The 23,077-nt window shown below is 69.5% G+C and carries 19 protein-coding genes, 1 tRNA gene and 1 pseudogene; 14 read left to right on the forward strand and 7 right to left on the reverse strand.

Translation table 11 applies throughout. From position 1 onward, the window contains the following. Position 1: 1 nt before the first annotated feature. Together ACIBKY_RS50585 and ACIBKY_RS50590 are read right to left on the reverse strand one after the other, a co-directional pair. Positions 2-1,120, reverse strand: coding sequence for a sugar ABC transporter substrate-binding protein (locus ACIBKY_RS50585; RefSeq protein ID WP_397109075.1), 1,119 nt, complete (start codon positions 1,118-1,120; stop codon positions 2-4). 77 nt (positions 1,121-1,197) lie between these two features. After that, positions 1,198-1,608 carry a winged helix-turn-helix transcriptional regulator gene (locus ACIBKY_RS50590; protein WP_397109077.1) on the reverse strand — a complete coding sequence of 137 codons (411 nt, stop codon included), beginning with the start codon at positions 1,606-1,608 and terminating at the stop codon, positions 1,198-1,200. A 67-nt stretch (positions 1,609-1,675) separates the two neighbouring features. Between ACIBKY_RS50590 and ACIBKY_RS50595 the strand changes: the two genes are divergently transcribed. The 6 genes from ACIBKY_RS50595 (at position 1,676) to ACIBKY_RS50620 (ending at position 8,158) form a co-directional block, all read left to right on the forward strand. Continuing rightward, positions 1,676-2,593, forward strand: coding sequence for an NADP-dependent oxidoreductase (locus tag ACIBKY_RS50595; protein WP_397109079.1), 918 nt, complete (start codon positions 1,676-1,678; stop codon positions 2,591-2,593). A gap of 68 nt (positions 2,594-2,661) precedes the next feature. Continuing rightward, entirely contained in the window at positions 2,662-3,726 is a 1,065-nt protein-coding gene (locus tag ACIBKY_RS50600) for an ATP-binding protein (RefSeq protein ID WP_397109081.1), read from the forward strand. Then, positions 3,723-4,775 (forward strand): VWA-like domain-containing protein, encoded by a 1,053-nt coding sequence (locus tag ACIBKY_RS50605; RefSeq protein ID WP_397109083.1) that lies wholly within the window; start codon positions 3,723-3,725, stop codon positions 4,773-4,775. The genes ACIBKY_RS50600 and ACIBKY_RS50605 overlap by 4 nt, the downstream gene beginning before the upstream one ends. After that, a complete protein-coding gene (locus ACIBKY_RS50610; RefSeq protein ID WP_397109085.1) occupies positions 4,772-5,446 on the forward strand; it encodes a hypothetical protein in 675 nt (224 codons plus the stop codon). Before ACIBKY_RS50605 ends, ACIBKY_RS50610 begins: the two co-directional genes overlap by 4 nt. Positions 5,447-5,696: 250 nt before the next feature. After that, the gene (locus tag ACIBKY_RS50615; protein ID WP_397109087.1) at positions 5,697-6,629 is read left to right on the forward strand and encodes a LysR family transcriptional regulator; all 933 of its coding nucleotides are present in this window, start codon (positions 5,697-5,699) and stop codon (positions 6,627-6,629) included. A gap of 83 nt (positions 6,630-6,712) precedes the next feature. Then, the gene (locus ACIBKY_RS50620) at positions 6,713-8,158 is read left to right on the forward strand and encodes a S1 family peptidase (RefSeq protein WP_397109089.1); all 1,446 of its coding nucleotides are present in this window, start codon (positions 6,713-6,715) and stop codon (positions 8,156-8,158) included. A 61-nt stretch (positions 8,159-8,219) separates the two neighbouring features. On the opposite strand, the gene ACIBKY_RS50625 is transcribed toward ACIBKY_RS50620, so the two are convergent. After that, entirely contained in the window at positions 8,220-8,747 is a 528-nt protein-coding gene (locus ACIBKY_RS50625) for a histidine phosphatase family protein (RefSeq protein ID WP_397109091.1), read from the reverse strand. Positions 8,748-8,876: 129 nt separating this feature from the next. Here ACIBKY_RS50625 and ACIBKY_RS50630 point away from each other — a divergent pair. Then, positions 8,877-8,950: transfer RNA gene (locus ACIBKY_RS50630), tRNA-Ile, on the forward strand. Positions 8,951-9,432: 482 nt separating this feature from the next. Here ACIBKY_RS50630 and ACIBKY_RS50635 read toward each other — a convergent pair. Continuing rightward, entirely contained in the window at positions 9,433-10,488 is a 1,056-nt protein-coding gene (locus ACIBKY_RS50635) for a tyrosine-type recombinase/integrase (protein ID WP_397109093.1), read from the reverse strand. A gap of 397 nt (positions 10,489-10,885) precedes the next feature. Between ACIBKY_RS50635 and ACIBKY_RS50640 the strand changes: the two are divergent. The 5 genes and pseudogenes from ACIBKY_RS50640 to ACIBKY_RS50660 all read left to right on the forward strand — a co-directional run bounded on the left by ACIBKY_RS50640 (position 10,886) and on the right by ACIBKY_RS50660 (position 14,668). Next, positions 10,886-11,778 (forward strand): annotated as a pseudogene (locus tag ACIBKY_RS50640) (TniB family NTP-binding protein). 10 nt (positions 11,779-11,788) lie between these two features. Continuing rightward, positions 11,789-12,943 carry a TniQ family protein gene (locus tag ACIBKY_RS50645; protein ID WP_397109095.1) on the forward strand — a complete coding sequence of 385 codons (1,155 nt, stop codon included), beginning with the start codon at positions 11,789-11,791 and terminating at the stop codon, positions 12,941-12,943. Positions 12,944-13,251: 308 nt separating this feature from the next. Beyond that, positions 13,252-13,551 carry an NIPSNAP family protein gene (locus ACIBKY_RS50650; RefSeq protein ID WP_397109097.1) on the forward strand — a complete coding sequence of 100 codons (300 nt, stop codon included), beginning with the start codon at positions 13,252-13,254 and terminating at the stop codon, positions 13,549-13,551. A 451-nt stretch (positions 13,552-14,002) separates the two neighbouring features. Then, positions 14,003-14,353 carry an STAS domain-containing protein gene (locus tag ACIBKY_RS50655; RefSeq protein ID WP_397109099.1) on the forward strand — a complete coding sequence of 117 codons (351 nt, stop codon included), beginning with the start codon at positions 14,003-14,005 and terminating at the stop codon, positions 14,351-14,353. 177 nt (positions 14,354-14,530) lie between these two features. Then, positions 14,531-14,668: a hypothetical protein gene (locus ACIBKY_RS50660; protein WP_397109101.1), complete on the forward strand. Its 138-nt coding sequence runs from the start codon at positions 14,531-14,533 to the stop codon at positions 14,666-14,668. Between the two features lie 396 nt (positions 14,669-15,064). On the opposite strand, the gene ACIBKY_RS50665 is transcribed toward ACIBKY_RS50660, so the two are convergent. Next, the gene (locus tag ACIBKY_RS50665) at positions 15,065-15,289 is read right to left on the reverse strand and encodes a hypothetical protein (RefSeq protein WP_397109103.1); all 225 of its coding nucleotides are present in this window, start codon (positions 15,287-15,289) and stop codon (positions 15,065-15,067) included. Positions 15,290-15,629: 340 nt separating this feature from the next. Here ACIBKY_RS50665 and ACIBKY_RS50670 point away from each other — a divergent pair, with 340 nt between their 5' ends. Next, positions 15,630-16,058: a Fur family transcriptional regulator gene (locus ACIBKY_RS50670; protein ID WP_397109105.1), complete on the forward strand. Its 429-nt coding sequence runs from the start codon at positions 15,630-15,632 to the stop codon at positions 16,056-16,058. Between the two features lie 23 nt (positions 16,059-16,081). Further along, a complete protein-coding gene (gene katG, locus ACIBKY_RS50675) occupies positions 16,082-18,328 on the forward strand; it encodes a catalase/peroxidase HPI (protein ID WP_397109107.1) in 2,247 nt (748 codons plus the stop codon). A 57-nt stretch (positions 18,329-18,385) separates the two neighbouring features. Here the strand turns inward: katG and ACIBKY_RS50680 are convergent, their stop codons facing one another. Beyond that, complete coding sequence (locus ACIBKY_RS50680; RefSeq protein WP_397109109.1) at positions 18,386-18,913, reverse strand: integrase core domain-containing protein; 528 nt, start codon at positions 18,911-18,913, stop codon at positions 18,386-18,388. Positions 18,914-19,562: 649 nt separating this feature from the next. Continuing rightward, on the reverse strand, positions 19,563-23,069 hold the full coding sequence (locus ACIBKY_RS50685; protein ID WP_397109111.1) for a hypothetical protein: 3,507 nt from the start codon (positions 23,067-23,069) through the stop codon (positions 19,563-19,565). Positions 23,070-23,077 lie beyond the last annotated feature (8 nt).

Raw genomic sequence — 23,077 nt, forward strand, 5'->3', positions numbered from 1 at the left:
GTCATTCCAGCCCGGCGGCCTTGCAGGCGGCCTGGACCTGCGGGGTGCAGATCTCCTTCACGGTCCAGAACCCGTCCTTGACGACGGTGTCGTCGATGTTCTGCTTGATGACGACGATCGGCGGGATGATCTGGGCGGGGATCGAGTCGTTCGTCCCGTTGTTGACGGTGGCGGTGCCCTTGACGTCCTCACCGGTGCCGAGCGCGATGGCCATCTCGGCGGCGTTGCGCGCCTCCGGCTTGATCGGCTTGTAGATCGTCATGGTCTGGGTGCCGAGCAGGATGCGCTGGATTCCGGCGAGCTCGGCGTCCTGGCCGGTCAGCGGGGTGCCCGGCTTGACGCCCGAGTTCTGCATGGCCTTGGCGATGCCGCCGGCCATGCCGTCGTTGGCGGCGTAGACGCCGATGACGTTCTGCGCGCCGAGGGCGGTGAAGGCGCCGTTGGCCTCGGTGTTGGCCTGGTCGGGGCTCCAGTCGGGAGTGTCGTACTCCTTGCCGATGGTCACCTGGCCGTCCAGGACCGAGTGGGCGCCCTTCTTGAAGTCACCGGCGTTCGGGTCGGTGGGCGAGCCGTTGATCATGACGATCGGGCCGCGCTTGGGGTCGCCGCCCGCCTTGACGGCGTCCAGCAGGGCCTGGCCCTGCATCTTGCCGACCTGAATGTTGTCGAAGGAGGTGTACGCGTCGACGGGCCCGCCGGCCAGCCGGTCGTAGGCGATCACTTTGGCGCCCTGGTCGGTCGCCTTCTTGACCGCGCCCGCGATGGCCTTGGCGTCCACGGCGTCCAGGATCAGCACCTTCACGCCGTTGGTCAGCATGGTGTCGACCTGCTGCTGCTGCAGGTTCGGGTCCTGGTTGGCGTTGTTGTAGACGACCTCGCACTTGGGGCACAGGGCCTTGATGCCCGCGGTGATGTACGGCCGGTCGAACTTCTCGTACCTGGCGGTCTTCGACTCGGGAAGCAGAAGGCCGATCTTGAAGCCCTGCTCCACGGTGCCGATCGCGCTCGGGCTGCCCGGCGCGGTGCCGCCGGTGCTGCCGCCGCCCGACTGGCCCGCCGTACCGCAGGCCGTCGCCATCGCCAGGACGGCCAGGAGACCGCCGATAACCTGTGCTTTCACACGGCGAGCCGTACCCAGGCGGAAGGGCGGCGCGCGCCGGCTTGCCAATCCTTGCCCAGGTGATGCCGGGGGCTTGATCAGATGGGCCGGACGGGCTCCGCGGCGCGTTCGTCGTAGGCGCGGCGGGCGGCGAAGACCTCGTCGGCGTGCTCGGCCGACCACTCCGCGATGGCCGCGAGCAGGCCGCCCGCGCTGCGGCCCAGTTCGGTCAGTTCGTAGTCGACGCGCGGCGGGATCGTCGGGTAGACGGTGCGCCGGACGAGGCCGTCGCGTTCGAGGGCGCGCAGGGTCTGGCTGAGCATCTTCTGGGTGATGCCGTCGAGGATGCGGCGCAGTTCGTTGAAGCGGCGCGGGCCGTCCAGGAGCGCGCCCATGACCAGCGTGGACCACTTGCCGGTCAGCATGTCGAGGATCGCCCGGGGCTTGCAGGCAAGCAGGAACGCGTCGGCGCCGCCGTACCCGCGGAGGTCCGGAAAGGTGGTATCCATCAGGTACCTGGATATCAAAAGGGTGCCTTCTTCACAAGTGATACCGCCCGCGGCCACGATGGCAGCCATGAGAACGATCGTTTACCGCTCCTTCGGCGGGCCCGAGGTCCTGGAGCTCGCCGACGTCGACCGGCCCGTCCCCGAGCCGAACGAAGTGCTGGTCAAGGTGCACGCCGCCGGGGTCAACCCGCCCGACTGGAAGTTGCGGCGCGGGCCGTATCCGCCGCACTGGGTGACGCCGCCGCTGGTCCCGGGCTTCGACGTCTCCGGCGTGGTGGAGGCGTCCGGGGCCTACCAGGGCAGGTTCGTGCCGGGCGACGAGGTCTTCGGCATGATCCTGTTCCCGAACCCGGCCAACGCCTACTCCGAGTACGTGGTGGCCAGGCCCCGCCAGTTCGCCCGCAAGCCCGCGGGCCTGAGCCACGTGGAGGCGGCGGCGCTGCCGATGTCCGGCCTCACCGCCTGGCAGGGCTTGGAGGACTCCTGGGACGTACGGCCCGGCCAGCGCCTGCTCGTGCACGGAGCGGCCGGCGGGGTCGGCCACCTGGTGGTCCAGCTGGCCAAGCGGCGCGGGGCGTACGTGATCGGCACGGCCGGCGCCGGCAAGCACGACTTCGTCCGGCGCATGGGCGCCGACGAGGTGATCGACTACCGCGCCGTGGACTTCGCGCGGGCGGTCGAACCCGTGGACATGGTCTTCGACGTCGTCGGCGGCGACTACCCGCAGCGCTCGCTGCCACTGGTGAAGGAGGGCGGCGCCTACCTCGGCGCGGCCGACATCTCCGACGAGGACGGCGCCCGGTACGCGGCCCGCGGCGTGCGGTGGCGGCGCTTCCAGGTGGAACCGGACCACGCGTCGCTGGCCGAGCTCGCCAAGGTGCTGAACGTGCACGTGGACCGCACCTTCCCGCTGGAGGAAGCGGCCAAGGCGCACGAGCTGGCACAGGGCTCGGACTTCGTCGGCAAGATCGTCCTGGAGGTTTGACATCCGGCCTCGCGTCAATCTACGTTGACCTAACAACGTCAATGTAGGTTGACGCGAGAGGAGTCCGCATGCAAGCGCTGGCCATGGCCGTGAGCGCGAACCTGCCCGTGATCCTGTGGGGCGCCCCCGGCACCGGGAAGACCTCGTCGGTGCTCGCCCTCGGCGACCATCTGGGGCTGCCCGTCGAGGTCGTCGTGGGGTCGGTCCGGGAGCCGAGTGACTTCGCCGGGCTGCCCGTCGTGCGGGACGGCGGCACCTGGTTCGCGCCGCCCCGCTGGGCCGAACGGCTCGCCGCCGCCGGGCGCGGCATCCTGTTCCTGGACGAGCTGACCACGGCGCCGCCCGCCGTGCAGGCGGCCATGCTGCGGGTCGTGCTGGAACGGGTGGCCGGGGACCTCACGCTGCCCGACGGGGTACGGATCGTGGCCGCGGCCAATCCGCCCGCGCTGGCGGCCGATGGGTGGGATCTGTCGGCGCCGCTGGCCAATCGGCTGGTCCATCTGGATTGGTCGATCAGTGCGGCCTCGGTGGCCGACGGGTTCATGGGGGGCTTCGCCGTACCGGATCTCGCGGGGGCCGGGGCGCCCACCGCGGCCGCGGTCGGGGCGGCCAGGGCACTGGTGGGGGCGTTTCTGCGGGTGCGCCCTTCGCTGGTGCTGGCGGTGCCGGAGGACGGCGGGCGCGCGTGGCCCAGCCCCCGCACGTGGGAACTCGCGGCGACCGCCCTCGCCTGCACCGCTTGCCTGCCGGGCGAGTGGCCGGAACGGGTGCGGGCCGAACTGGTGGTGGGCGCGGTGGGCGAGGCCGCCGGGTTCGAGCTGCTGTCCTGGGTACGCGACCTCGACCTCCCCGACCCCGAGAGCCTGCTGTCCGACCCGGCGGCACCCTTGCCCGACCGGGTGGACCGGCTGCACGCGGTACTCGGCTCGGTCGTCGCCCACGTGCGCGCCGACGGTGGCGGCGAATCCTGGCAACGCGCCTGGAACCTGGTCGCCCGGGTGGCCCGCCGTACCCCGGACGTGGCCGCGGGGGCCGCCCGCTCCCTGGCCTCCCGCCGCCCCGAGGGCACCCCGCTCCCGGCCGCGATGCTGGAGCTGGCCCCGATCCTGCGCGCCGCGGGCCTGATGCCATGAACCTCGCCGCCGCCCGCCTGTGGGCCGTCACCCGGGCGCCGTACCTGGCCTCCGCCCTGTTCGCCCTGCGCCCCATCGAGCACCCCGCGGGCCCGCCCGGCCTGAGCGTGGACGCCAACTGGAACGTCCACCTCTCCGGCGACCTGCCCGCCGAGGAGGCCGGATGGTGGCTGATCCACCACGTGAGCCATCTCCTGCGCGACCATCCCGCCCGCGCCCGCGGCGAGGCGTGGTCCTTGGCCTCCGACGCCGAGGTCAACGACGACCTCCCGCCGCCGCCCTTTCCCGCGGTCTCCCCCGACACCCTGGGCCTGCCCGCCGGGCTGCTCGCCGAGCGGTACCTGGAGCTGGTCGGCCTGATCGACGTTCCGGCCGGGCTGGTCGCGTGCTCGGCGCCGCCGTACACCGGCCCCGCCGTCATGACCGACGTCGAACGCTCCCTGCTGGCACGCGCGGTCGCCGCCGAGATCGACGCCCACCGGGGCACGGCGCCCGGCGGCTGGCGGCGATGGGCCGGGCAGGTGCTCCGCCCGGCCGTGGACTGGCGCGCCCTCCTGGCCACCCTCGTCCGCCACGGCCTCGCCCGTGCCACCGGCCGCGCCGACTACAGCTACGCCCGCCCCTCACGCCGATCCGTCCCGTCCGTGGTGCTGCCGTCCCTGGTCCGGCCCCTTCCGCGCGTGGCCGTCGTCGTGGACACCTCCGGCAGCGTCCGGGAGGAGGCACTGCGCCGGGTGCTGGGCGAGGTGGACGGCGTGCTGCGGGCGGGCGCGCGGGTGGAGGTGATCTGCTGCGACGCCGCCGCCCATCCTCCTCAGCGGGTACGGCGGGCCGGCGAGGTCACCCTGGCCGGCGGTGGCGGCACCGACCTGCGCGAAGGCCTGAAGGCGGCCAGTGCCCTCCGCCCCGGCCTGACCGTCGTCCTGACCGACGGCGACACCCCCTGGCCGGCCTCCCGCCCTCGCCACCCGGTCGTCGTCTGCCTGATCGCCCCTCCCGATCCGCCGGAGGTCCCCGCGTGGGCGCACGTGGTGCGGGTGGAGTCATGAGCGCCTGGAAGGGGTTCACGCAGGGCGAGACGCGCCGGTGGCGGCGGGCCGGGTTCGGGGAGGTGGAGGCGGCGGCCTGGCGGGAGGCCGGGGTGGAAGATCCGGATGACGCGCGGCTCTGGCGTACCACCGGCGCCACCCCCTCCGGCGTCATCTCCTGGCAGCGCGGCGGGCTGACGCCCCGGGACGCGGTGCGCTGGCACGAGCACGGGGTGAAGCCCCGCGAGGCCGCCGCCCGCCACCTGGCCGGCCAGGCTCCGCACCGGCCGCCGCTGATGGCCCGGCTGTTTCCGGGGATACGGCTGAGCGATTTCGAACCCGGGCAGGCGGCGGCGTTGCGTACCCTGCTGCGGGCGGGAGCCCCGGTGGACGTGGCGCGCGCCTACGCCGACGCCGGGTGGGACGGCGGCGCGGCCCGCGACTGGGCCCGGCACCGGATCCCGCCCGCGCGGGCTGAGGTGTTCAGGGCGATGGGGTTCACCGCGGCCGAGGCGGCACGCGCGGGACGAACGCCCCTGGAGGTGCTGGCCGACTGGTGGGGCGCGGTGCCCCTGGAGGAAGTGGCGGCCTGGTGCGCGGCCGGGCTCGGGCCGGGTCAGGCCGCGGCCCAGCGGGCGGCGGGGGTCACCGCCGAACAGGCGGCAGTCCTGCGCGCCCTGCGGTGGCCCTGACTCATCTAGACCACTGCTCTGGACAGCGGCTGTGTGGCCGCCAGTTTCGAGGGCGATGGCAAGTGACGCCACCGCTTCGCGGACATGAATGCCGACGTCGGACCGGGCTCGCACGTCATGCCCACTCATGTCTAAATCCTCCCCGTATAGTCGTGCTTAACCGGCTAACCTAGGGGGCCTCAACAATATCTGTCATATTTCCTGACTTATCCCCATTGCGACCCAAGAAAGGCCGTCTTACCTTCCCGTTATGGACCTCGAGCTCAGGCACCTCAGAATCGTCCGCGCCGTCGCCGACGCGGGCAGTGTGAGCAAGGCCGCGAACCTGCTCGGCCTGGCGCAGCCCGCGTTAACCGCCCAGCTCAAACGGATCGAAAGGGTGCTCGGAGGCTCCCTGTTCGAACGTGACAGGCGCGGCGCCAGGCCCACACTCCTCGGCGAACTGGTACTCGAACGCGCCCGCGTCCTGCTCCCCGCCGCCAAAGAACTTCAGGATGAAGCCCTGCGATTCGCCAGCACCCCCTCCGTGCGCTACCGCATCGGCGCCACCAACGGCCCCGTCCTCGGCGGGCTCGTCGACCGCCTCGCCGCCGAGCGCCCCGTCACCACCCACACCTCCTGGTCGGAACACGAACTGACCACCATGGCCGACCTCGGCCGCCTCGACTACGTGCTGATCGGCGCCTGCGGTGACAGCGGCGCGCCCACCGGTTCGCTCGAATGGGAGACGATCAGCGTCGATCCCGTGTTCGTCCTGCTCGGCGCCGGCCACCGGCTGTCGGAGGAGAAGGAGCTCGAACTGGGCGACCTGGCCGGCGAGCAGTGGTCGGTCACACCCGGCGACGGCTGCTTCGCCGACTGCTTCGCCATGGCGTGCGCCCGCGCCGGCTTCACCCCCGGCACCATCTACGAGACCGACGTCTCGACCTGCGCGCACCTCGCCCAGGTCGGCCGCGCCGTCGTACTCTGCCAGGCCACCCACCAGCCCGCCGCGGGCCTGGTGAAGGTGCCGCTGACCGGCGCGCCCCTGCGCTGGCGGCAGCTCCTCGGCCGTCATCCCACCGCCCCCGACCCCGCGTGGGTCCTCGCCCAGGCCAAGGCCGCCCATGCCGACGCGGTACGGCGCAGCCCCGTCTACCAGGATTGGCTGGTGAGAAATCCGGGTTTCGGTACCGCGCCATAACCCGGTGATATGAGCAAGCTGATACTCCTCGCTCCCTGGGGCCCCGTCTACCGTGACGGCACCCCCAGCAGCGAGGAGACACCATGCTTCGTCGCACCCCGGCTCTGGTCGCGATCGCGATCGGGGCCCTGGTCGTCACGACCACGCCCGCCGTCGCCAAACCCCCGTCCGACGGCATGATCAGCGCCCTCCAGCGCGACCTCGGCATCACCAGGGAACAGGCTCTCGACCGCCTGGCCAACGAGGCGCGCGCGAGCCGTACCACGCCGTCCTTACAGAAGCGGCTCGGTGAGCGCTACGCCGGCGCCTGGCACGAGGGGCCGCACGCCGCGCTCGTCGTGGCCACCGTCGACGCGGCCGACTCCAGGACCATCACCTCGGCCGGAGCCCAGGTCAAGGTGGTCGCGAGGACGCTGGCCCAGCTCACCGCGGTCAAGGACGGCCTCGACCGGGCCAAGCCGCCGGCCTCCGTCCACGCGTGGGCGCTGTCGCCACGCGACAACGCGGTCCTGGTCCAGGCCGCCTCCGAACAGGAGGCGCGCGACTGGATCACCGCCAGCGGCGTGGACGCGGCCGCCGTACGCGTGGAACTCTCGGCCGAACGGCCCAAGCCGTTCTACGACATCCGCGGCGGCGACGCCTACTACATCCCGTCGAAGGGCTACCGCTGCTCCGTCGGCTTCGCCGCCCGGCGCGGCACCACCCTCGGCTTCACCACCGCCGGCCACTGCGGCGACGTCGGTGACGCCACCCAGGGCTACAACCGGGTCGACCAGGGCGTCTTCCGCATCTCGTCCTTCCCCAGCGACGACTACGCGTGGGTGGAGACGAACTCCCAGTGGACCGCCCCCGGCGTCGTCAACGGCTACAGCGCCGGAATCCTCCCGGTACGCGGCTCCGCCGTCACGCAACCCGGCGGTTCGGTGTGCCGCTCCGGCTCCACCACGCAATGGCACTGCGGCACCGTCCAGGCACTCAACTCCACCGTCAACTACCCGGAGGGCACCGTCTACCAGCTGACCCGCACGAACGTCTGCGCCGAGGGCGGCGACTCCGGCGGCGCCTTCATCTCCGGCGACCAGGCCCAGGGCATGACCTCCGGCGGCTCCGGCAACTGCAGCAGCGGCGGCACCACGTACTTCCAGCCCCTGGCCGAGCTGCTGTCGGTGGGCGGCCTCACCCTGGTCACCTCCGGCGGCGACCCCAACCCGCCCACCGGCTGCGCGAACTACCGGGAGAAGTACACCGGCTCCCTCACCTCGAACCAGAACCAGATCCAGCCGAACGGCTCCTACTACCGGTCAACGGCCTCCGGCACCCACGCCGGCTGCCTGGACGGCCCCGACGGCGTCGACTTCGACCTGTACCTGGAGAAGTGGAGTGGATCGTCCTGGTCCATCGTGGCCCGCGGCGACAGCGCCAACCCCGATGAGAGCGTGAGCTACAACGGCACCGCCGGCTACTACCGCTACCGCGTCCACGCCTACAGCGGCTCCGGCGCCTACACCATGGGCCTCAACCGCCCATAGATTAGGCCCCCACATACGAGTACTCGCTCGCCCGCGCCACGATAAGCGCAGGTCGTAAGGCTCAGGCGAGCGAGTACTCCCACCCCGGCCGCCAGTCGAACGGCGCGTCCACCAGCTCCTCAAGCGGCACGCCCTGCAACAGGTTCTGCAGCGCCCACCGATTGGCCGAATGCGCGATGACCAGCACCGTGCGCCCCTGCCACCGCTCCATCACCTCTTCGAGAAACGCGGCGGTCTCCGCGACAACCTGCCGATAACTCTGCCCACCCGGCCAGGGCACATCGATATGCCGCCGCCTGAGCCGAGCCAGCTCATCCACGGGCCGCCCGTTGTAGATCCCGTAGTCACACTCCCGCAACCGGGCGTCCCGCAGAATCTCCCGCCCACCCCCAAAGGCAACCTCCGCAGTCTGTACGGCCCGCCGCAGGTCAGAGCTGTACACCACATCGACGCCCGCCCGCCGAACCCCGAGCTCCACAGCCAGCTCCCGCCCCCGAGCAGACAACTCCCCCGGCAGCCAGCCCGTGGCGATCCCTGTCTCGTTGTCCACGGTGATGGCATGCGTCTCATAGATCAGCTTGACCGCCATAGGTCCGAAACTACCTCGGCCGAGCGCCGAGAAAGCCACGAATGTGATCGCCTTGGACTCCATCTAGGCTGCGGGGCATGGAATGATGTCCCAGGCGGTGCTACAGGCGCCGCCGTACAACTCCATCCAGGGGCGGTAGCTCAGCCGGTCAGAGCATCGGACTCATAATCCGTGGGTCGTGGGTTCAAGTCCCACCCGCCCTACTCTCTAGCACCGTGCCTGACCTGGGCTTTCTCGGAGTTTCGCCTGCTGCGACCTCGATGTTGATCATGGTTGGTCGCTCGGTGGTCGCTCGCGCGCACGGACGGTGTCAACCGGTAGATCATTGAGACCGCCAATCTCAACTCAGACCCCTAAGACGACCACGTGAAGGTCCTGCCGGAACGCCCGTTGAGGGCGGACGATCAGGATTGTTCTGCCGCTCGGTCACGCATCCGCCAAGCCACTCGGGCCCGTGCTTCGAAAACGCATATCCCGCAAGGTGTGGGCCTGGCAGAGTCTGCAACTGTCTGCCCGTTCACGGCATGTGGCTGATAGCCGGCACACCGGTGACGCCCACCCGAGGAGCCTGGCCCGACGCCACCCTCTTGCGCATAGCCCGGTCGCCATCCGCACGAAGCTGCTGGCAACGATGAAGCGGGCCCGCCCAAGGCATGGCGGGCCCGCTTTCACATGCCGAATGGGTTCAGGTGGAGGCGTTGTCGCCGGTCTTGGTCGGCAGGTTGATCAACCGCGCCGTCTGGCCGTTGCGTGCCGCGGTGTTGACCAGGGCGGCGGTGGATTCGGCGGCGGCCTTGGCCAGCTCGGGATAGACGCTGGTGTAGGTGTCACGGGTGAAGGTGGAGGAGACGTGCCCGAGGGTTTCCTGCACGATCTTCACATCGACACCGGCCGCCAGCATCAGCGTCGCCGCACCATGCCGCAGATCGTGCAACCGCACCGGCGGCAGCCCCACCTGGAAGGCCAGCAGATAGAACTGGTCACTGACCTGCTGCGGATGCAGGGGCCTGCCGATCTCGTCGGTGAAGACGAATCCGCTGTCCACCCACATCTCCCCCGCGGCCAGGCGCTCTGCGGCCTGAGCCTTGCGGTGCGCGCGCAGCGCGGTGACGGTGTCGTCGTCCAGGGCGATGGTGCGGTCGCCGGCCTCGGTCTTCGGCTTGCCCTGCATCGGCTGCCAGCCGAGCTGGGTGATCTGCCAATGCACCCCAGCGGTCCCCGCCGACAGGTCGACATCCCGCCAGCGCAGCCCGACCGCCTCTCCGCGGCGCGACCCGCGCAACGCGATCAGCCGGTACAGCGCGGACAGCCGGTGGGTGGCGGCGTGGGCGAGGAAGGCATAGGTGTGCGAGGGCGTCCACACCATCACCGGAGACGGACGCCGCGTGGAGGCGTAGAGATTGAGCGTCGCCGCCCGGCTCAGCTCGCTGCCGCGCCGCTGCTGCCCTACGGTGAGCCGCTGCTGCAGCGTCCGGTTCCACTCGGCGACGCGTTCGTCGGTCCACACCAGCGCCTTCGGGGATGCGGCGTCAGGCAGTTCGACCACGGCGGCCGGGTTGAAGTCAATCAGCAGATCCTGCTTGATCGCGATATTCAACGCGTGCCGCAACGTGGCCCGGATGCGGTGCATGGTCGCCGGGCCGACCGGTCTGCGATTCCGTACCCCCAACCGCTCGTGGGGGTCTCCGCTGGCGCGGGCCGCGGTGATGACGTCGTTGAACTCCTCGATCGCATCGAACATCCCCGCGACGTCTGAGACCCGCAACCGATCCAGCCGGATCTCGCCCAGGTAGGGGGGTGAAGTAGAGCCGGATGTGCGCCTCGTACGAGCGGCGCGTGGTGGGATCGATCCTGCGCTTGCGGCGCAGGAACTCCTCCATCCATTCCGCCACCGTGACCGACGGGTTGAGATCCTGACGGGTGCGGACCTTACGCCGCACCTCAGCGTGAGGGAATCGGATGCGTCTCATGCGGTCGAGACCTCGTCGTCGAGGTCACAGCAGCCGCAGGCCCTGCGGAATCCTTCCGAGCCGATGGTTGCCGCCCGGCTGTCTGCACCACGTGCGTCGCTGAGCACCAGGTGGGCAGGCCCGGCCGTTCGAGGTGATCGAGCAGTGGTGAGGGCGGATGGCGGGGAGGTGGAGTTCGAGGATCTGTCCCGCCTGAACGAGGCCGCTCGCAGGACCGCGCGGCTGCCGTCGGCCGAGCGGCTGCGGTACATGGCGGACCGGTGGATCGGCTACACCCGCGCCACCCAGGCCCTCATCCCGCTGGAGGACCTGCTGGCCTCGCCAGCAGCGGATGCCGAACCTGCTGCTGCTCGGGCCGACGAACAACGGCAAGTCGATGATCATCGAGAAGTTCCTCCGGTCACACCCGGTGATCTCCCACTCCGACCGGGAGGAGTTCCCGGTGCTGACGATGCAGATGCCCTCGGACCCGAAGGTGTCGCGGTTCTACATCGCGCTGCTGTCGGCGCTGGGCGCCCCCGCTGCGGGCCCGCCTCGATCTGGGGGTGCAGGAGCAGTCGGCGCTGCGGCTGCTGCGCCAGACCGGTGTCCGCGTTCTGGTCATCGACGAACTCCATAACGTCCTGGCCGGTCGGGGCGACGTGCGGCGAGAGTTCTTGAACCTGCTGCGGTTCCTGGGCAACGAGCTGAAGATTCCGCTAATCGGGGGTCGGCACCCGGGACGCCTACTTGGCGATCCGGTCCGATGACCAGCTGGAGAACGGTTCGAGCCGTTCGTGTTGCCGCGCTGGAACCCCGATGAGGAGGCGTGCTCGCTGCTGGCGAGTTTCGCCGCGGCACTGCCGCTGCGCCGCCCGTCCCACATCGCCACCACCGAGATGGCCGAGTACCTGCTGACCCGTGGCCAGGGCACGATCGGTGAGCTCGCCGCGTTGCTGACCGCGGCCGCTGTGGCCGCGATCGTGTCCGGGCGCGAGGCGATCGACCAGCGCACCCTGCTGATGGCTTGTTACGGCGGCCCGACCGAGCGGCGCCGGCTGTTTGAACGCGAACTGGCATGAGGCGGTATCGGTGAGAGCGGAGCCGGTACGGCGGTGGCCGCTGCACCCGCCGCCCCAGCCGGGTGAGGCGCTGTCGTCCTGGATCGACCGTCTGGCCGCCTGCTACAACATTACGGCCGCCCTGTTGTTGGCCGACGCGCTCGGCCCGGCCCACGAGAGAGGGAAGATCCGTCTCGAGGGCCCGGACTTGGATGTGGATCCGCAGGTAGAGCTGCTCGGGGCGTTCGCCGAACGTACCGGCGTGAGTGTCGCGGATCTGCACGTGATGACCTTCGCCGGATGGGTGCCATGTCTGCTGGACAGCCTCGGCCCCTTCGACGGGCCGGAGGCCTTCCGCACCTATGTCCGCCAGGACTCCGTCCTGCTGCCCCCGCGCCAGGCCGGCCGCCACCGCACCGAGGACTGGTGCGCCTGGCTGCCGGGACGCTCCCTCACCCCGCAGGTGCCGCGCAAGGCGTGGCGGCGCCGGATGTATCCGGAGTGCGCGAGGGAATCCGGCCGCGGTGTTTCGCTGGCGGCGGTGCTCCCGCTTATGCTCAGCTGCCCCGACCACGGCTGCCGCCTCGAAGTCGAACACGAGGTCACCGGCACCCCGCGATGGAACAAGCCGATGCCGTACCGGTCGGCGACGCCGGCGATGGTGGCCATAGACCGTTGCACCTGGCAGGCCCTGACCGCCGGAAAGGTCACCCTGGCCATCACCGTGCACGCGGGTGTGTGGTTTCGGCTGGTGCGCTCGTTGCCGGACGAGCTCAGCCTGGCCATCCCGACCAGCGCCGGTGCCCGGGCCCTGATGATGGAACGCATCTGGCGCGAGGCCGACCACCAGCGGCGCACAGGCCTGAAGGTGTGGCGGCCATATGAATATCTGCGGTCTGAGGTGCAGGAGGCGATGCTGGAGGGCGCGGCCGTCGCGCTCCAGCTCGCCGCAACCGGCGAGATCACCGCCCGGGGCAGCCTCAGCCACCTGGTTGGGCCGCAGCGGCATCCTCCTGTCTACGACGGCGACCCTCCGCCCCCGCCTCCCCGGCCGCGACGAGGCGTGGGATGCGGTCACCATGTACTTCGTCGATCGGGAGCGGAAGCTGTCCGCCTCGCCTCGGGGAGTCCTGGCCGGCTTCACCGAGTCCTGCCAGACGCTCGGGGCCTTCGACGCAACCGGTAGCTCCTGATCGACATCGGCTTCGACGCGGCCACGTTGCCCGACGCCCGCCGTCTCGGCCGCCATGACCTGCTGCCCGATCAGTGACGAGGTCAGCGTCGACCTCAGCGACGGCACCGCCCGGTTGCACCTGCGCTTCCGTAAGACGGGCGTCCCCGCTGCCTTTGCCGGTGTAGCCACCTACGCACCACAACGCCGCCGCCCCGTTCGCCCGCGAGCACCGTTCGGCGACCACCCTGCGCCCGCCTTGGACGAGTCATCGGTCGGTTGGCGCTGACCGCATTAGCCTCGTGCGTGTGATTACTTGTGTGGTGGAGTATGTGATCGACCCGGCGGAGATCGAGGCATTCGAGCGCTTCGGACGCCGCTGGATGGAACTGGTCGATCGGCACGGTGGCACGCACCACGGGTACTTCCTGCCGGCGGAGGGCGCCAGCGACAAGGCGCTCGCCCTGTTCAGTTTCCCCAGCCTTGCCGCGTACGAGGAGTACCGGACGCTGTTCGGCCGCGATCCCGAGTTCATTGAAGCGGATCGCATCAGAGACGAGAGCGGCTGCGTATTGCGCCACGAACGCACGTTCATGCGTCCGTTGCTGCCCGGCACCACCTAATTCAGGCCGAAACGATCATCGCGTCGAGATCAGCAACTGAATAGTGAGAAGGCGGTGGCTGGTGGAAGGTACCCGCCGCCTATGGGAGACAAGGGTTGAGGGGAGCCCGCCCTGGCCAACCCGGTTGCCCCTTGTCGCCCGCGCCACGCCGCGCTCCCCGCCTGCGCCGCCTGCCTGGCAAGCCTCTGTGATAGCACTAAGTCCGTGCTGGTCGGATTTCTGGGGGGGGAACCGGCCCGCGATCGAAGGGGGCAAGAGCGCCCGGGTCGCTGGTCCTTTCCCGGCGCTCTTGCCCGTCCCGGCCGGCCTCAGCCTTCACGCCCCGAGGTGTCGGGCAGCCCGGCCACGGGCTACCGTGGATGGGCGGCCCTCAGAGGCCTGCCCCGGCGACGCGGCCCGATCAGGGTCTCGGGAACCAGCCACGCCGCCCGTGTTCCGTAAGGGGGCGTTCGTGTCCACACCGCTGACGGTCACCTGCAAACATCTGCAGCAGCGTGCCGTGATCCGCGTGGTCGGCGACGTTGACGTCACCAACGCCATCTTCCTGGACAAGGTCCTCGCTCAGGAAACGGATGCGGGCGCATGCCTCATCGTCGGCTTCGGCGCGATGTCGTTCCTGGACAGCAGCAGCCTGTCGGTCCTGCTGCGCGCCCGCCAGGACGCTGCCCAGCACGGCACGATGCTGTGCCTGGAGGCACAACTGAACCGGTCGCTAAACCTGCTGGCCGTCAGTGGAACCCTGCTGCACCCGCACGTCTACCTCACCGTGCACGACGCCATCGAAGACGCAGCAGCAGCCTGAACAGCAGGAAAGGGGGCCGCGCGGCCCACCGCATACGGGGTGCCGTTAACGCGGCTGTCACCAAGCGCCAGATCGGTGATCATGTAAAGAGCTTTGGGTCTGTGCCGTGGCGGTGCACCTGCGGCATGATCCCCGGGCCATGGACCGTCCGCCGGTTGAGATGGATGAGCCCGGGTGGTGGCGGTGCTGCTGCCGATGCTGTGGCTGACCAAGGCCCACGGCCATCGCGCAAATGTCTGTCTCGACGCCTGCCAGACCCTCCAGCATGCCTATCGCCACCTCGGCATCGCGGCGGAGCTTCAGTGGTGGGGTTGACTGTCGCTGACTCCCGCGGCCTTTCACCGTGTACGGGTCAGCCCAGCCACATGGGGAGGGCGACCAGTTCGTCGGGCACGTGGTGCTCTACCTGCCCGGTGCGGAACGCGTCGTCGACGCTACCGCCGAGCAGTACCCGTAGATCGCCAGAACAGCGTGTGGGGCCCGTCATCGACCGCCTCGCGGCGTCCAGTCTGCCGATCGACCTGAGCCGAGATCGGCTCCCGGCAGGAGCTCAGATGGTGGTGCCGCGCGGCGAACTGCTGCTCACCTGCACGGCTGTGGCCGACGCCCATGTGGACGCGGTCCGCGACTCCGACCGCCTCACAGCCACCCGGCAAGTCCACTACGAGGCTGGCCTGCGGTTCGCATCCTGGGCGTTGCCGGCGATGCGCGTCAGCGACACAGACGGAACAGCAGGAGGAGCCCGCCCCAGATTGCCGCTCCGGCGCCGATGAGCGTGCCGACGGGGCCCGCTATCCACCATCCGATCGCCGACCAGGCGAGGAGGATGATTGCCGCACCGATCATGCCGTTCAGGCAGTCCCCGGAGAGGCCGAACGGCTTTCGGACCGCGTCCCCATTCAGGTCGGAGGGTCGTGGTCCGTGGACTTCTGCCATGGCGCCACCTCCAGATCAGGTGTCATTTCCAGCCTGATCTGCGTATACCCTCCCGGTCAAGCCGCCACAGCACCTTCGTCACGCTCCTGCGCGTCGAGGCCGGGCGGGCCGGGATCGACGTGGTGGAGTGGGCTGCGGCCGTCCCGGCGGCCCGGGCGGTCTCCGTGGACGCCGACCGGCAAAAGATCAGGGCGCCGGTCGCGAACTCGTGCGCACTCCACGAGATCGGCACCGAGGCCAAGGACCCGACCGGTGGGGGCAGGACCCGCGTGCGGACCCCGGCACGCCGGTGCGGTGGGCAAACATGAGTGATTCCAGTTTGGGGGGCTATGTTGACGGTATGGGGTCTGACGTCGAGGCGCGGTTGCGAGCGGCCTCGTTGCGGGTGACCAAACCGCGGCTGGCGGTGCTCGCCGCGCTGCGCGATCACGCGCACGTCGACGCCGACGCGGTGTTCACCCTGATAAGGGACGAACTCCCCAGGGTTTCCCGCCAGGCGGTGTACGACGTGCTGCGTGCGCTCACCGCCGCCGGTTTGGTGCGGCGCATCGAGCCCGCCGGTAGGACCGCCCGCTACGAGGCGCGGGTGGGGGACGGCCACCACCATCTCGTCTGCCGTTCATGCGGTGCGATCGCGGACGTCGACGGCGCCGTCGGCCGGGCCCTCTGTCTCACCGCCGCGGACGACCAGGGCTTCGTGGTCGACGAGGCGGAGGTCGTCTACTGGGGCCGCTGCCCCGGCTGCGCGGCCAGACGCGTCACCCAGTGATCCGGAAGTTCGGGAGGAAGCAGATGAGCGACAACCAGGACCAGAATTCGGCTGGCGACTGCCCGGTAGCGCCTGGCTCCGCGACCGCGCACGGCAGCGAGAGCGAGAACCCGGCGATCGACTCGCCCACGCCGAAGACCGGCGGCCGTCCGCACACGAACCGGGACTGGTGGCCGAACCAGCTAGACCTTTCGGTCTTGCGTGGGCACTCCACCAAGGGCAACCCGCTGCCGGAGGACTTCAGCTACGCCAAGGAGTTCGAGAAGCTCGACGTCGAGGCCCTCAAGCGGGACATCGCCGAGACGCTCACCACCTCGCAGGACTGGTGGCCGGCCGACTTCGGCCATTACGGCGGCCTCATGATCCGGATGAGCTGGCACGCCGCGGGCACGTACCGCATCCACGACGGCCGCGGCGGGGCCGGCGACGGCGCTCAGCGGTTCGCCCCACTCAACAGCTGGCCCGACAACGCCAATCTCGACAAGGCTCGCCGGCTGCTGTGGCCGGTCAAGCAGAAGTACGGCCAGCGGATCTCGTGGGCTGACCTGCTTGTCTTGGCCGGCAACGTCGCGCTGGAGTCTATGGGGTTCAAGACCTTCGGCTTCGGCTTCGGCCGCGAGGATGTGTGGGAGCCGGAGGAGATATTCTGGGGTCCTGAGGACGCCTGGCTCGGCGACGAGCGCTACGCCACCGACAGCGAGATGGTGCCGGACGTCGGCGCGACCGAGATGGGGCTGATCTACGTCAATCCGGAGGGTCCCCGCGGCAACGCGAACCCCGCTGCGGCGGCGCACTTCATCCGCGAGACCTTCGCACGCATGGCGATGAACGACGAGGAGACCGTCGCCCTCATCGCCGGCGGGCACACCTTCGGCAAGACCCACGGCGCCGGCGTCGCCGACGACCACGTGGGCCCGGAGCCGGAGGGCGCGCCGCTGGAGGCGCAGGGACTGGGCTGGCTGAGCAGCTACGGCACCGGCAAGGGCGCGGACGCGATCACCAGCGGCCTGGAGGTGACGTGGACCGACGTGCCGACCCAGTGGAGCAACCGGTTCTTCGAGATCCTCTTCGGGCACGAGTGGGAACTCACCACGAGCCCCGGCGGTGCCAAGCAGTGGGTCGCGAAGGACGCCGAGGCGATCATCCCGGATGCCCACGACCCGTCGAAGAAGCACAAGCCGACCATGCTCACGACCGATCTGTCGCTCCGGGTCGACCCGGCGTACCAGAAGATCTCTCTTCGCTTTATGGAGAACCCGGAGGAGTTCGCGCTCGCCTTCGCCAAGGCCTGGTACAAGCTGCTGCATCGCGACATGGGCCCGGTCAGCCGATTCCTGGGGCCGTGGGTCGCCGAGCCGCAGCTGTGGCAAGACCCCGTGCCGGTCGTCGATCACGAACTCGTGGGCGAGGCCGACGTCGCCGCGCTCAAGGCGAAAGTCCTGGAGTCCGATCTGACGACTGCCCAGCTGGTCTCAACCGCCTGGGCCGCGGCCGCGAGCTTCCGGTTCACCGACAAGCGCGGCGGCGCCAACGGCGGCAGGCTTCGTCTGGAGCCGCAGCGAAGCTGGGAGGTCAACCAGCCCGAGCAGCTCGCGACGGTTTTGGACGCCCTCGCGGGCATCCAGCGTGAGTTCAACGCGGCCGGTGGCGCGAAGATCTCGCTCGCCGACCTGATCGTGCTGGCCGGTTCGGCCGCCGTCGAGAAGGCTGCCCGCGAGGCCGGCGTGACGGTGACGGTGCCGTTCCACCCGGGCCGCACCGACGCCACGCAGGAGCAGACCGACGTCGAGTCCTTCGGGGTGCTGGAGCCGCGTGCCGACGGCTTCCGCAACTATGTGCGCTCCGGCGAGAAGACCCAGCCGGAGGTGCTCCTGCTCGACCGCGCGTACATGCTCAACCTCACGCCGCCGGAGATGACCGTCCTCATCGGCGGCCTGCGCTCGCTCGGCACCAACGTTGGCGGTACGCGGCACGGCGTCCTGACCGACCACCCCGGCGTGCTGACCAACGACTTCTTCGTCAACCTGCTGTCGCCGCAGACCCGGTGGAAGGCATCGGAGTCGGAGGAGCACGTGTACGAGATTCGCGACGTTGGCACCGGTGAGGTGAAGTGGACCGCCACCGCGGTCGACCTCGTCTTCGGCTCCAACTCCGAGCTCCGCGCCCTCACGGAGGTGTACGCGAGCCAGGACGCCCGTGACAGGTTCGTGGCCGACTTCGTCGCCGCCTGGACCAAGGTCATGGAACTCGACCGGTTCGACCTCGCCTGACCCCTGTGGGGCTCAAGAAATAGGATTCGGTGTCTGACCTGCTGGTTCTTGGTGGCTTCAGTTGGCGATCTGGTACTCGTCGATGAGGCCACCAAGGATGGCTCTGCGGTGGACCCGATGGCTGGCCAGGTCAACTGGCGATGGCGGTCCGGTTTCAGCTTGGGATGGGCTTAGCTGGCCGATGCCGCGGTGGGGCCGGCCGGTGTTGTAGTACTCCAGGTATCGGGTGAGGGTTCGGCGCAGATGTTGCTCGTTGAGGATGAGCCTGCGGTCGAGGAGTTCACGTCGTAGAGTGCCGATGATCCTTTCGCAGTATGCGTTGGCTTTCGGAGCTTGTGGCGGACTCTTCAGGACGCGCAGGCCAGCGTCGGCGAATACCGTGTCGCAAGCATCCGTGAACTGGCCGGCGCGGTCGCGGATCAGGAACTTGATGTTCGTCGTGTCGGTGTGCATGAGGAAGTTGCGGGCGGCTGGGGTGGTCCATTCGCCCGTGGGGTTGGCGGTGACACCGAGCAGGTGGGCGCGGCGGCTGCGGTGCTCCACCAGGACCAGGGCGTAGAGGCGTTTGAGGTTGATGGTGTCCACGTGTAGGACGTCAACGGCGACGATGTGCTTGGCCTGGGTGGTCAGGAACTGCTTACACGTTGGTCCGTTGCGGCACAGGCTGGGTTCGATTCCGGCCTCGTTCAGGATGTTCCACGCAGTAGAAGCGGCGCTCTCTTGACCGAGGCGGGTTCGCCGTGGATCCGCCGGTGGCCCCAAGCGGGATCGTCGGCGGCCATGCGCAGCACCAGGACCCTGACCGCAGCCGCGGTGGGCGGCCTCCCGGGGCGGCGACGCCGGCTGTAGTCCCACTCGTTCGCCACGAACTTGCGGTACCAAGTCAGCAGGGTAGCCGGGGAAGTCGAGAAGATCTCCGCCCAGCGGCGGCGGGGTATCAGAGACGAGGACGCCGCCAACCACAGGCGATCGGCCGGCTCATAGCGCACCCGCGAGACCTGCGCAAGGCCGCGTTCTTATGCCTGAGCACCAGCAGTTCCGCCTCCTTGGAGACCTCACTGTGAAACAACAGCACGGGCAGAGACAGCAGACGGCGAGTGGCGGCGTACATCGTGGACAAGAGCACGCAAGATGATCGCAGGCGTCTCGAACCAGTCGCCCACTGTCCCAGGAACGCCCGACCAGGCGATGAACCCCGGCTCTGGCGACGAATCGTGTTCTTGAGTCCTACAGGTTACGCGAGCGGTGTGGGCGGGGAGACCGCCCGTGCGAAGTAGCTGTCCTCCGGTCGGCCCAGCAAGCCGGTCAGAGGGCCACCCTGGGAGATCAGGGCAAGCGCCTGTTTGCCGAGCCGCACCCGAACCACACCGGACTCCTCCACCTCGCCCGTCGTCACCTCCGGAAGCATGTCCGGCATAGCGGGGGACCAGGTCGATAGATACACGATGCCATGGGTCACCGGGACCACCTCGGACTCCTCGGTGGTGAGCAGTTGAGCCCAGATCACCTCGCCTTCCCGGCGGACGCCCTCGAACCAGCAGCGCTGGCCGGCATGCAACTGCAGGTTGGCGCCGAACGCCTGCGCCGGGGTGGCGCAGTCCGCTTCAGGGGGCGGGACACGCCACAGCGAGATAACCGCCTGGTTCGGATCCTGGATGAGCGACGCGGCCGCTTCGGCGAAGTTTCCGCCGAGAATCGGGTCCCCGGCGAGCGATTCGTAGGCGAGGTCGACATACCGACTCTCCCCCGCGTCCAGCCATAGCCAGGCGTTCCCCAGGTAGATCCGGAACAGATCGCGAGACTGCTGCCCTTCCAGCAGATGGGTCAGCGCGACAGGCAGCTCGTTGGCGACCCCGAGCACGGTGCGGATGCGCTGCGAGGGTGATCCGCTCCCTACCGAGGTGGTCGCGAAGTTCGACTGTGCCCAGTTGTCGTGTACCACCAGCTCGCCATCCTCGGGGTGCACCGGATCCCAATACCGGTCGATGTCCACCCGGAAGCAGAAGTGCTCGACCTCCACGCCTTTGATCTGAAGCGATGCGGGGACGTTCCACACGACGGTCAACGACGTCTTGCCCTTGGCCGGAACCAGCGGCAGCCGCGGCGGGTCCGGCAGCGTCTGCCAGCCCCCGGCACTCGTCGTATACGGTATCCACTTAACGTGGAGCAGGACGTCTTTCGCGTCCAGCGTGCCGACGTTGTGGATGGTGATCCGCACCACGTTGGGGGCACCCTTGATCACGCTGTCGATGAAGAAGCCGCTCGTGGGAGATACACCCAGCGGGTTGATCAGCTCGATGTCGGGACTTTTGAAGTCGTCGCCACCCGGCGCCGGGCGCACGACAAGCTGGGGCCGGTGCGTGCCGATGTAGTCGACCTTCACAGTGACGGTGTCAGGGTCGGGGGTACCGATCGACTCGACGGTCACCCGGAAATCGAACATGCGGGCCGGGTGGGTGGTGTCGTTGTCCTCGTAGTCCTCTCCGCCCGCATCCAAGATGGGGCCTTCGCCGTCGCTGTCGTCGGGCAGCAGGAGGATAGGGGGTCGCGACGACTTGCCGCTCCCGTCGACGTCGGTGCCCAGCACGAACCGCGGGTTGGCGCCCGAGGTCACTTCATTCAGCTCCTGGTCGCCGACCATGCCAGGTTGTTGCCGCCGGTACTCGAACAGGTAGCTGCGCGAATCGTTGATCGGCACCTCGATGCCGGCGGCCTGCCCGGGCGGTGGCCCGGTACGGCTCAGCGCCTCCGCCGCGCGAAGCGTGACGACGGCCCCGTTCGGATTCAGGGAGAAGTCGAAGCGGCGCAGCCACGCCGGGCGCACCCAGCCCAGCCGGAGCCGGTTGGCGATCGACAGGTGGGGCAGCGTGTCGGAGGTGTGCATCAGATCGACCCAAGTGGCGAGGTGCTGCTTCACCTCGTCGGTGAAGGTGCCGTTGCCGTCGTACAGATCGTCCAGATCCAGGGCGTGGCCCAGCTCGTGACACAGGGTGCGCTCGGCCTTCTTTCCCGTCACCGCAGGGTAGAGGTCCGTCATCACCACAATCGGGCCGGGCTTGTCGATCAGGGGCGCAGGCGGGAAGATGGGCGCCTTAAGCGAGAACATCGTCCCTCTGCGCCGGGCATGCCCCCAAACGAACTTCGTCGGCACCTTGCCGGTGCCCACCGACACGGGCATGTCGGACCCGGAGCGCACCACGATGACGAGGGCGTCCGCGTCCCGCATGATCTCGTAGCCGTCCGGCTGGTGCAACAGGTAGGAACTGATCGCCTCCACCATCGTGATGGGGCCACCGGACAGGCTCGTCCAGCCCCCGTCGAGGTTGCCCGCATTGCGCATCTTGAACAGGTCGCCCCAGCCGTGGTCGAGGTCCACTGGCCCGAGCACCCGGCCGCCGAGCAGGCGCACCGTCGTCCCTGTCGTCCCAGGCCCAGCACCGGGCTGGTTGAAGTACGAAACCTCCTCCAGGTATGTCCGGGCGGAGGTGCCCGAGCCGATCACATAGTCCTTCCAGGTGCTCTGCGTGGAGGCGAGCGTCGTGCCGAACCGGCGGTCCTTGGTCGAGACAAGCACGACCGCCAACCGGAACTCCTTCGGAGCAGGCTTCTTGCCTCGGGTGTAAGAGGCGACGCCCCCCACCCCGCCCCACAGCGGCCGGATGGCCCCCTCACCACTCACCGCGACCGGTGGTCCCACCTCGGCGTCCGGCCAGCAGGCGGTGACGCGGAACCTGCGGGTGGCGAGCACCGTTCCGGTGCCGCGTTCCCTGGCCAGCAGGTGGAACTCGCCCTGGCGGCGTGCCGCCAGCAGGACGGTCACCGCCGCACCGCCAGGTTCGATACCGGCCGAGAACGTTCCGCACTCGGGGCCTTCGGCCACCTCGAACTCGACGTCGACGACCGCGAGCCCAACCGCGGCGGGGTCGAACGGGACATCAGCGTAGCCGCGCACGAACAAGGGCCCCAGCGGGACGGTGACCGGCATCGGCCCCGGGTCGAGATCCCATTCCGTCGCGTGCAGCCGTCCGCCCTCCAGCGCCAGCAGCAGCGTTCCCCATCGCGCCATGCCGCTCACGACATGACCGAGCGAGACGCCGGGACCGCTGGTGCCATCGGCGCGATGAACAGCCGCCGACCCCGCCCCGTCGACCACCAGCACCCCATGATCTCCCAGCGGCGCCGTGACCAAGCAAACCGCCCCGGAGACCGACTGCGGCAGATCCTGGACATCGCCGCTGTCGAGGGCAACCACGGACACCCCCTGCGTCCCGTCCGGCTTCGCCCGCAGGACGAATGCCTCGCGGCGCGCATCGTCCACGGCCAGACCGAGCCCCTCCGACAGGTCCGTGGCAACGGCTCTCACGACCCCGCCGGTCAGATCCACCGAGTACAGCCCATCCCCGGTGAGCACCAGCAGCACGCCGAAGTCCGGGTGAAGGCGCGCCGCCACGACCGGCTCACCCAGATCAGCCACGGTCGCCGCGTCCAAAGCGTCCGCGGCTTCGCGCCGGGCCACGCACACTCTTCCGTCGCGTTCGACCACCGCCACTGCGAGCCCGTCCTGCACAGGCACCGCCTCCACCGGATCGTCGAAGCCACTCCCGCACAGCCACTCGCGCCGATCCATCAGGCGCACGGCCCGCACCTCACCGGCCGACGTAGCAAACCACACCGTGTTACTCGGCTCATGGAAGCTGAGGCTGCCGCCGTCACTCGCCAGATCAATCGTCACCGTATGCATATCCGCTC

This window comes from Nonomuraea sp. NPDC050394 (assembly GCF_044459065.1).
Taxonomy (GTDB): Bacteria; Actinomycetota; Actinomycetes; order Streptosporangiales; family Streptosporangiaceae; genus Nonomuraea.

Excerpts from the sequence above, each read along its gene's own strand:
- ACIBKY_RS50595 (WP_397109079.1), top strand. The coding sequence starts at position 1,676 with ATGAGAACGATCGTTTACCGCTCCTTCGGCGGGCCCGAGGTCCTGGAG.
- ACIBKY_RS50665 (WP_397109103.1), bottom strand. The coding sequence starts at position 15,289 with ATGGCAGAAGTCCACGGACCACGACCCTCCGACCTGAATGGGGACGCG.
- ACIBKY_RS50590 (WP_397109077.1), bottom strand. The coding sequence starts at position 1,608 with ATGGATACCACCTTTCCGGACCTCCGCGGGTACGGCGGCGCCGACGCG.
- ACIBKY_RS50625 (WP_397109091.1), bottom strand. The coding sequence starts at position 8,747 with ATGGCGGTCAAGCTGATCTATGAGACGCATGCCATCACCGTGGACAAC.
- ACIBKY_RS50620 (WP_397109089.1), top strand. The coding sequence starts at position 6,713 with ATGCTTCGTCGCACCCCGGCTCTGGTCGCGATCGCGATCGGGGCCCTG.
- ACIBKY_RS50670 (WP_397109105.1), top strand. The coding sequence starts at position 15,630 with ATGGGGTCTGACGTCGAGGCGCGGTTGCGAGCGGCCTCGTTGCGGGTG.
- ACIBKY_RS50615 (WP_397109087.1), top strand. The coding sequence starts at position 5,697 with ATGGACCTCGAGCTCAGGCACCTCAGAATCGTCCGCGCCGTCGCCGAC.
- ACIBKY_RS50605 (WP_397109083.1), top strand. The coding sequence starts at position 3,723 with ATGAACCTCGCCGCCGCCCGCCTGTGGGCCGTCACCCGGGCGCCGTAC.
- katG (WP_397109107.1), top strand. The coding sequence starts at position 16,082 with ATGAGCGACAACCAGGACCAGAATTCGGCTGGCGACTGCCCGGTAGCG.
- ACIBKY_RS50635 (WP_397109093.1), bottom strand. The coding sequence starts at position 10,488 with ATGTTCGATGCGATCGAGGAGTTCAACGACGTCATCACCGCGGCCCGC.
- ACIBKY_RS50685 (WP_397109111.1), bottom strand. The coding sequence starts at position 23,069 with ATGCATACGGTGACGATTGATCTGGCGAGTGACGGCGGCAGCCTCAGC.
- ACIBKY_RS50600 (WP_397109081.1), top strand. The coding sequence starts at position 2,662 with ATGCAAGCGCTGGCCATGGCCGTGAGCGCGAACCTGCCCGTGATCCTG.
- ACIBKY_RS50610 (WP_397109085.1), top strand. The coding sequence starts at position 4,772 with ATGAGCGCCTGGAAGGGGTTCACGCAGGGCGAGACGCGCCGGTGGCGG.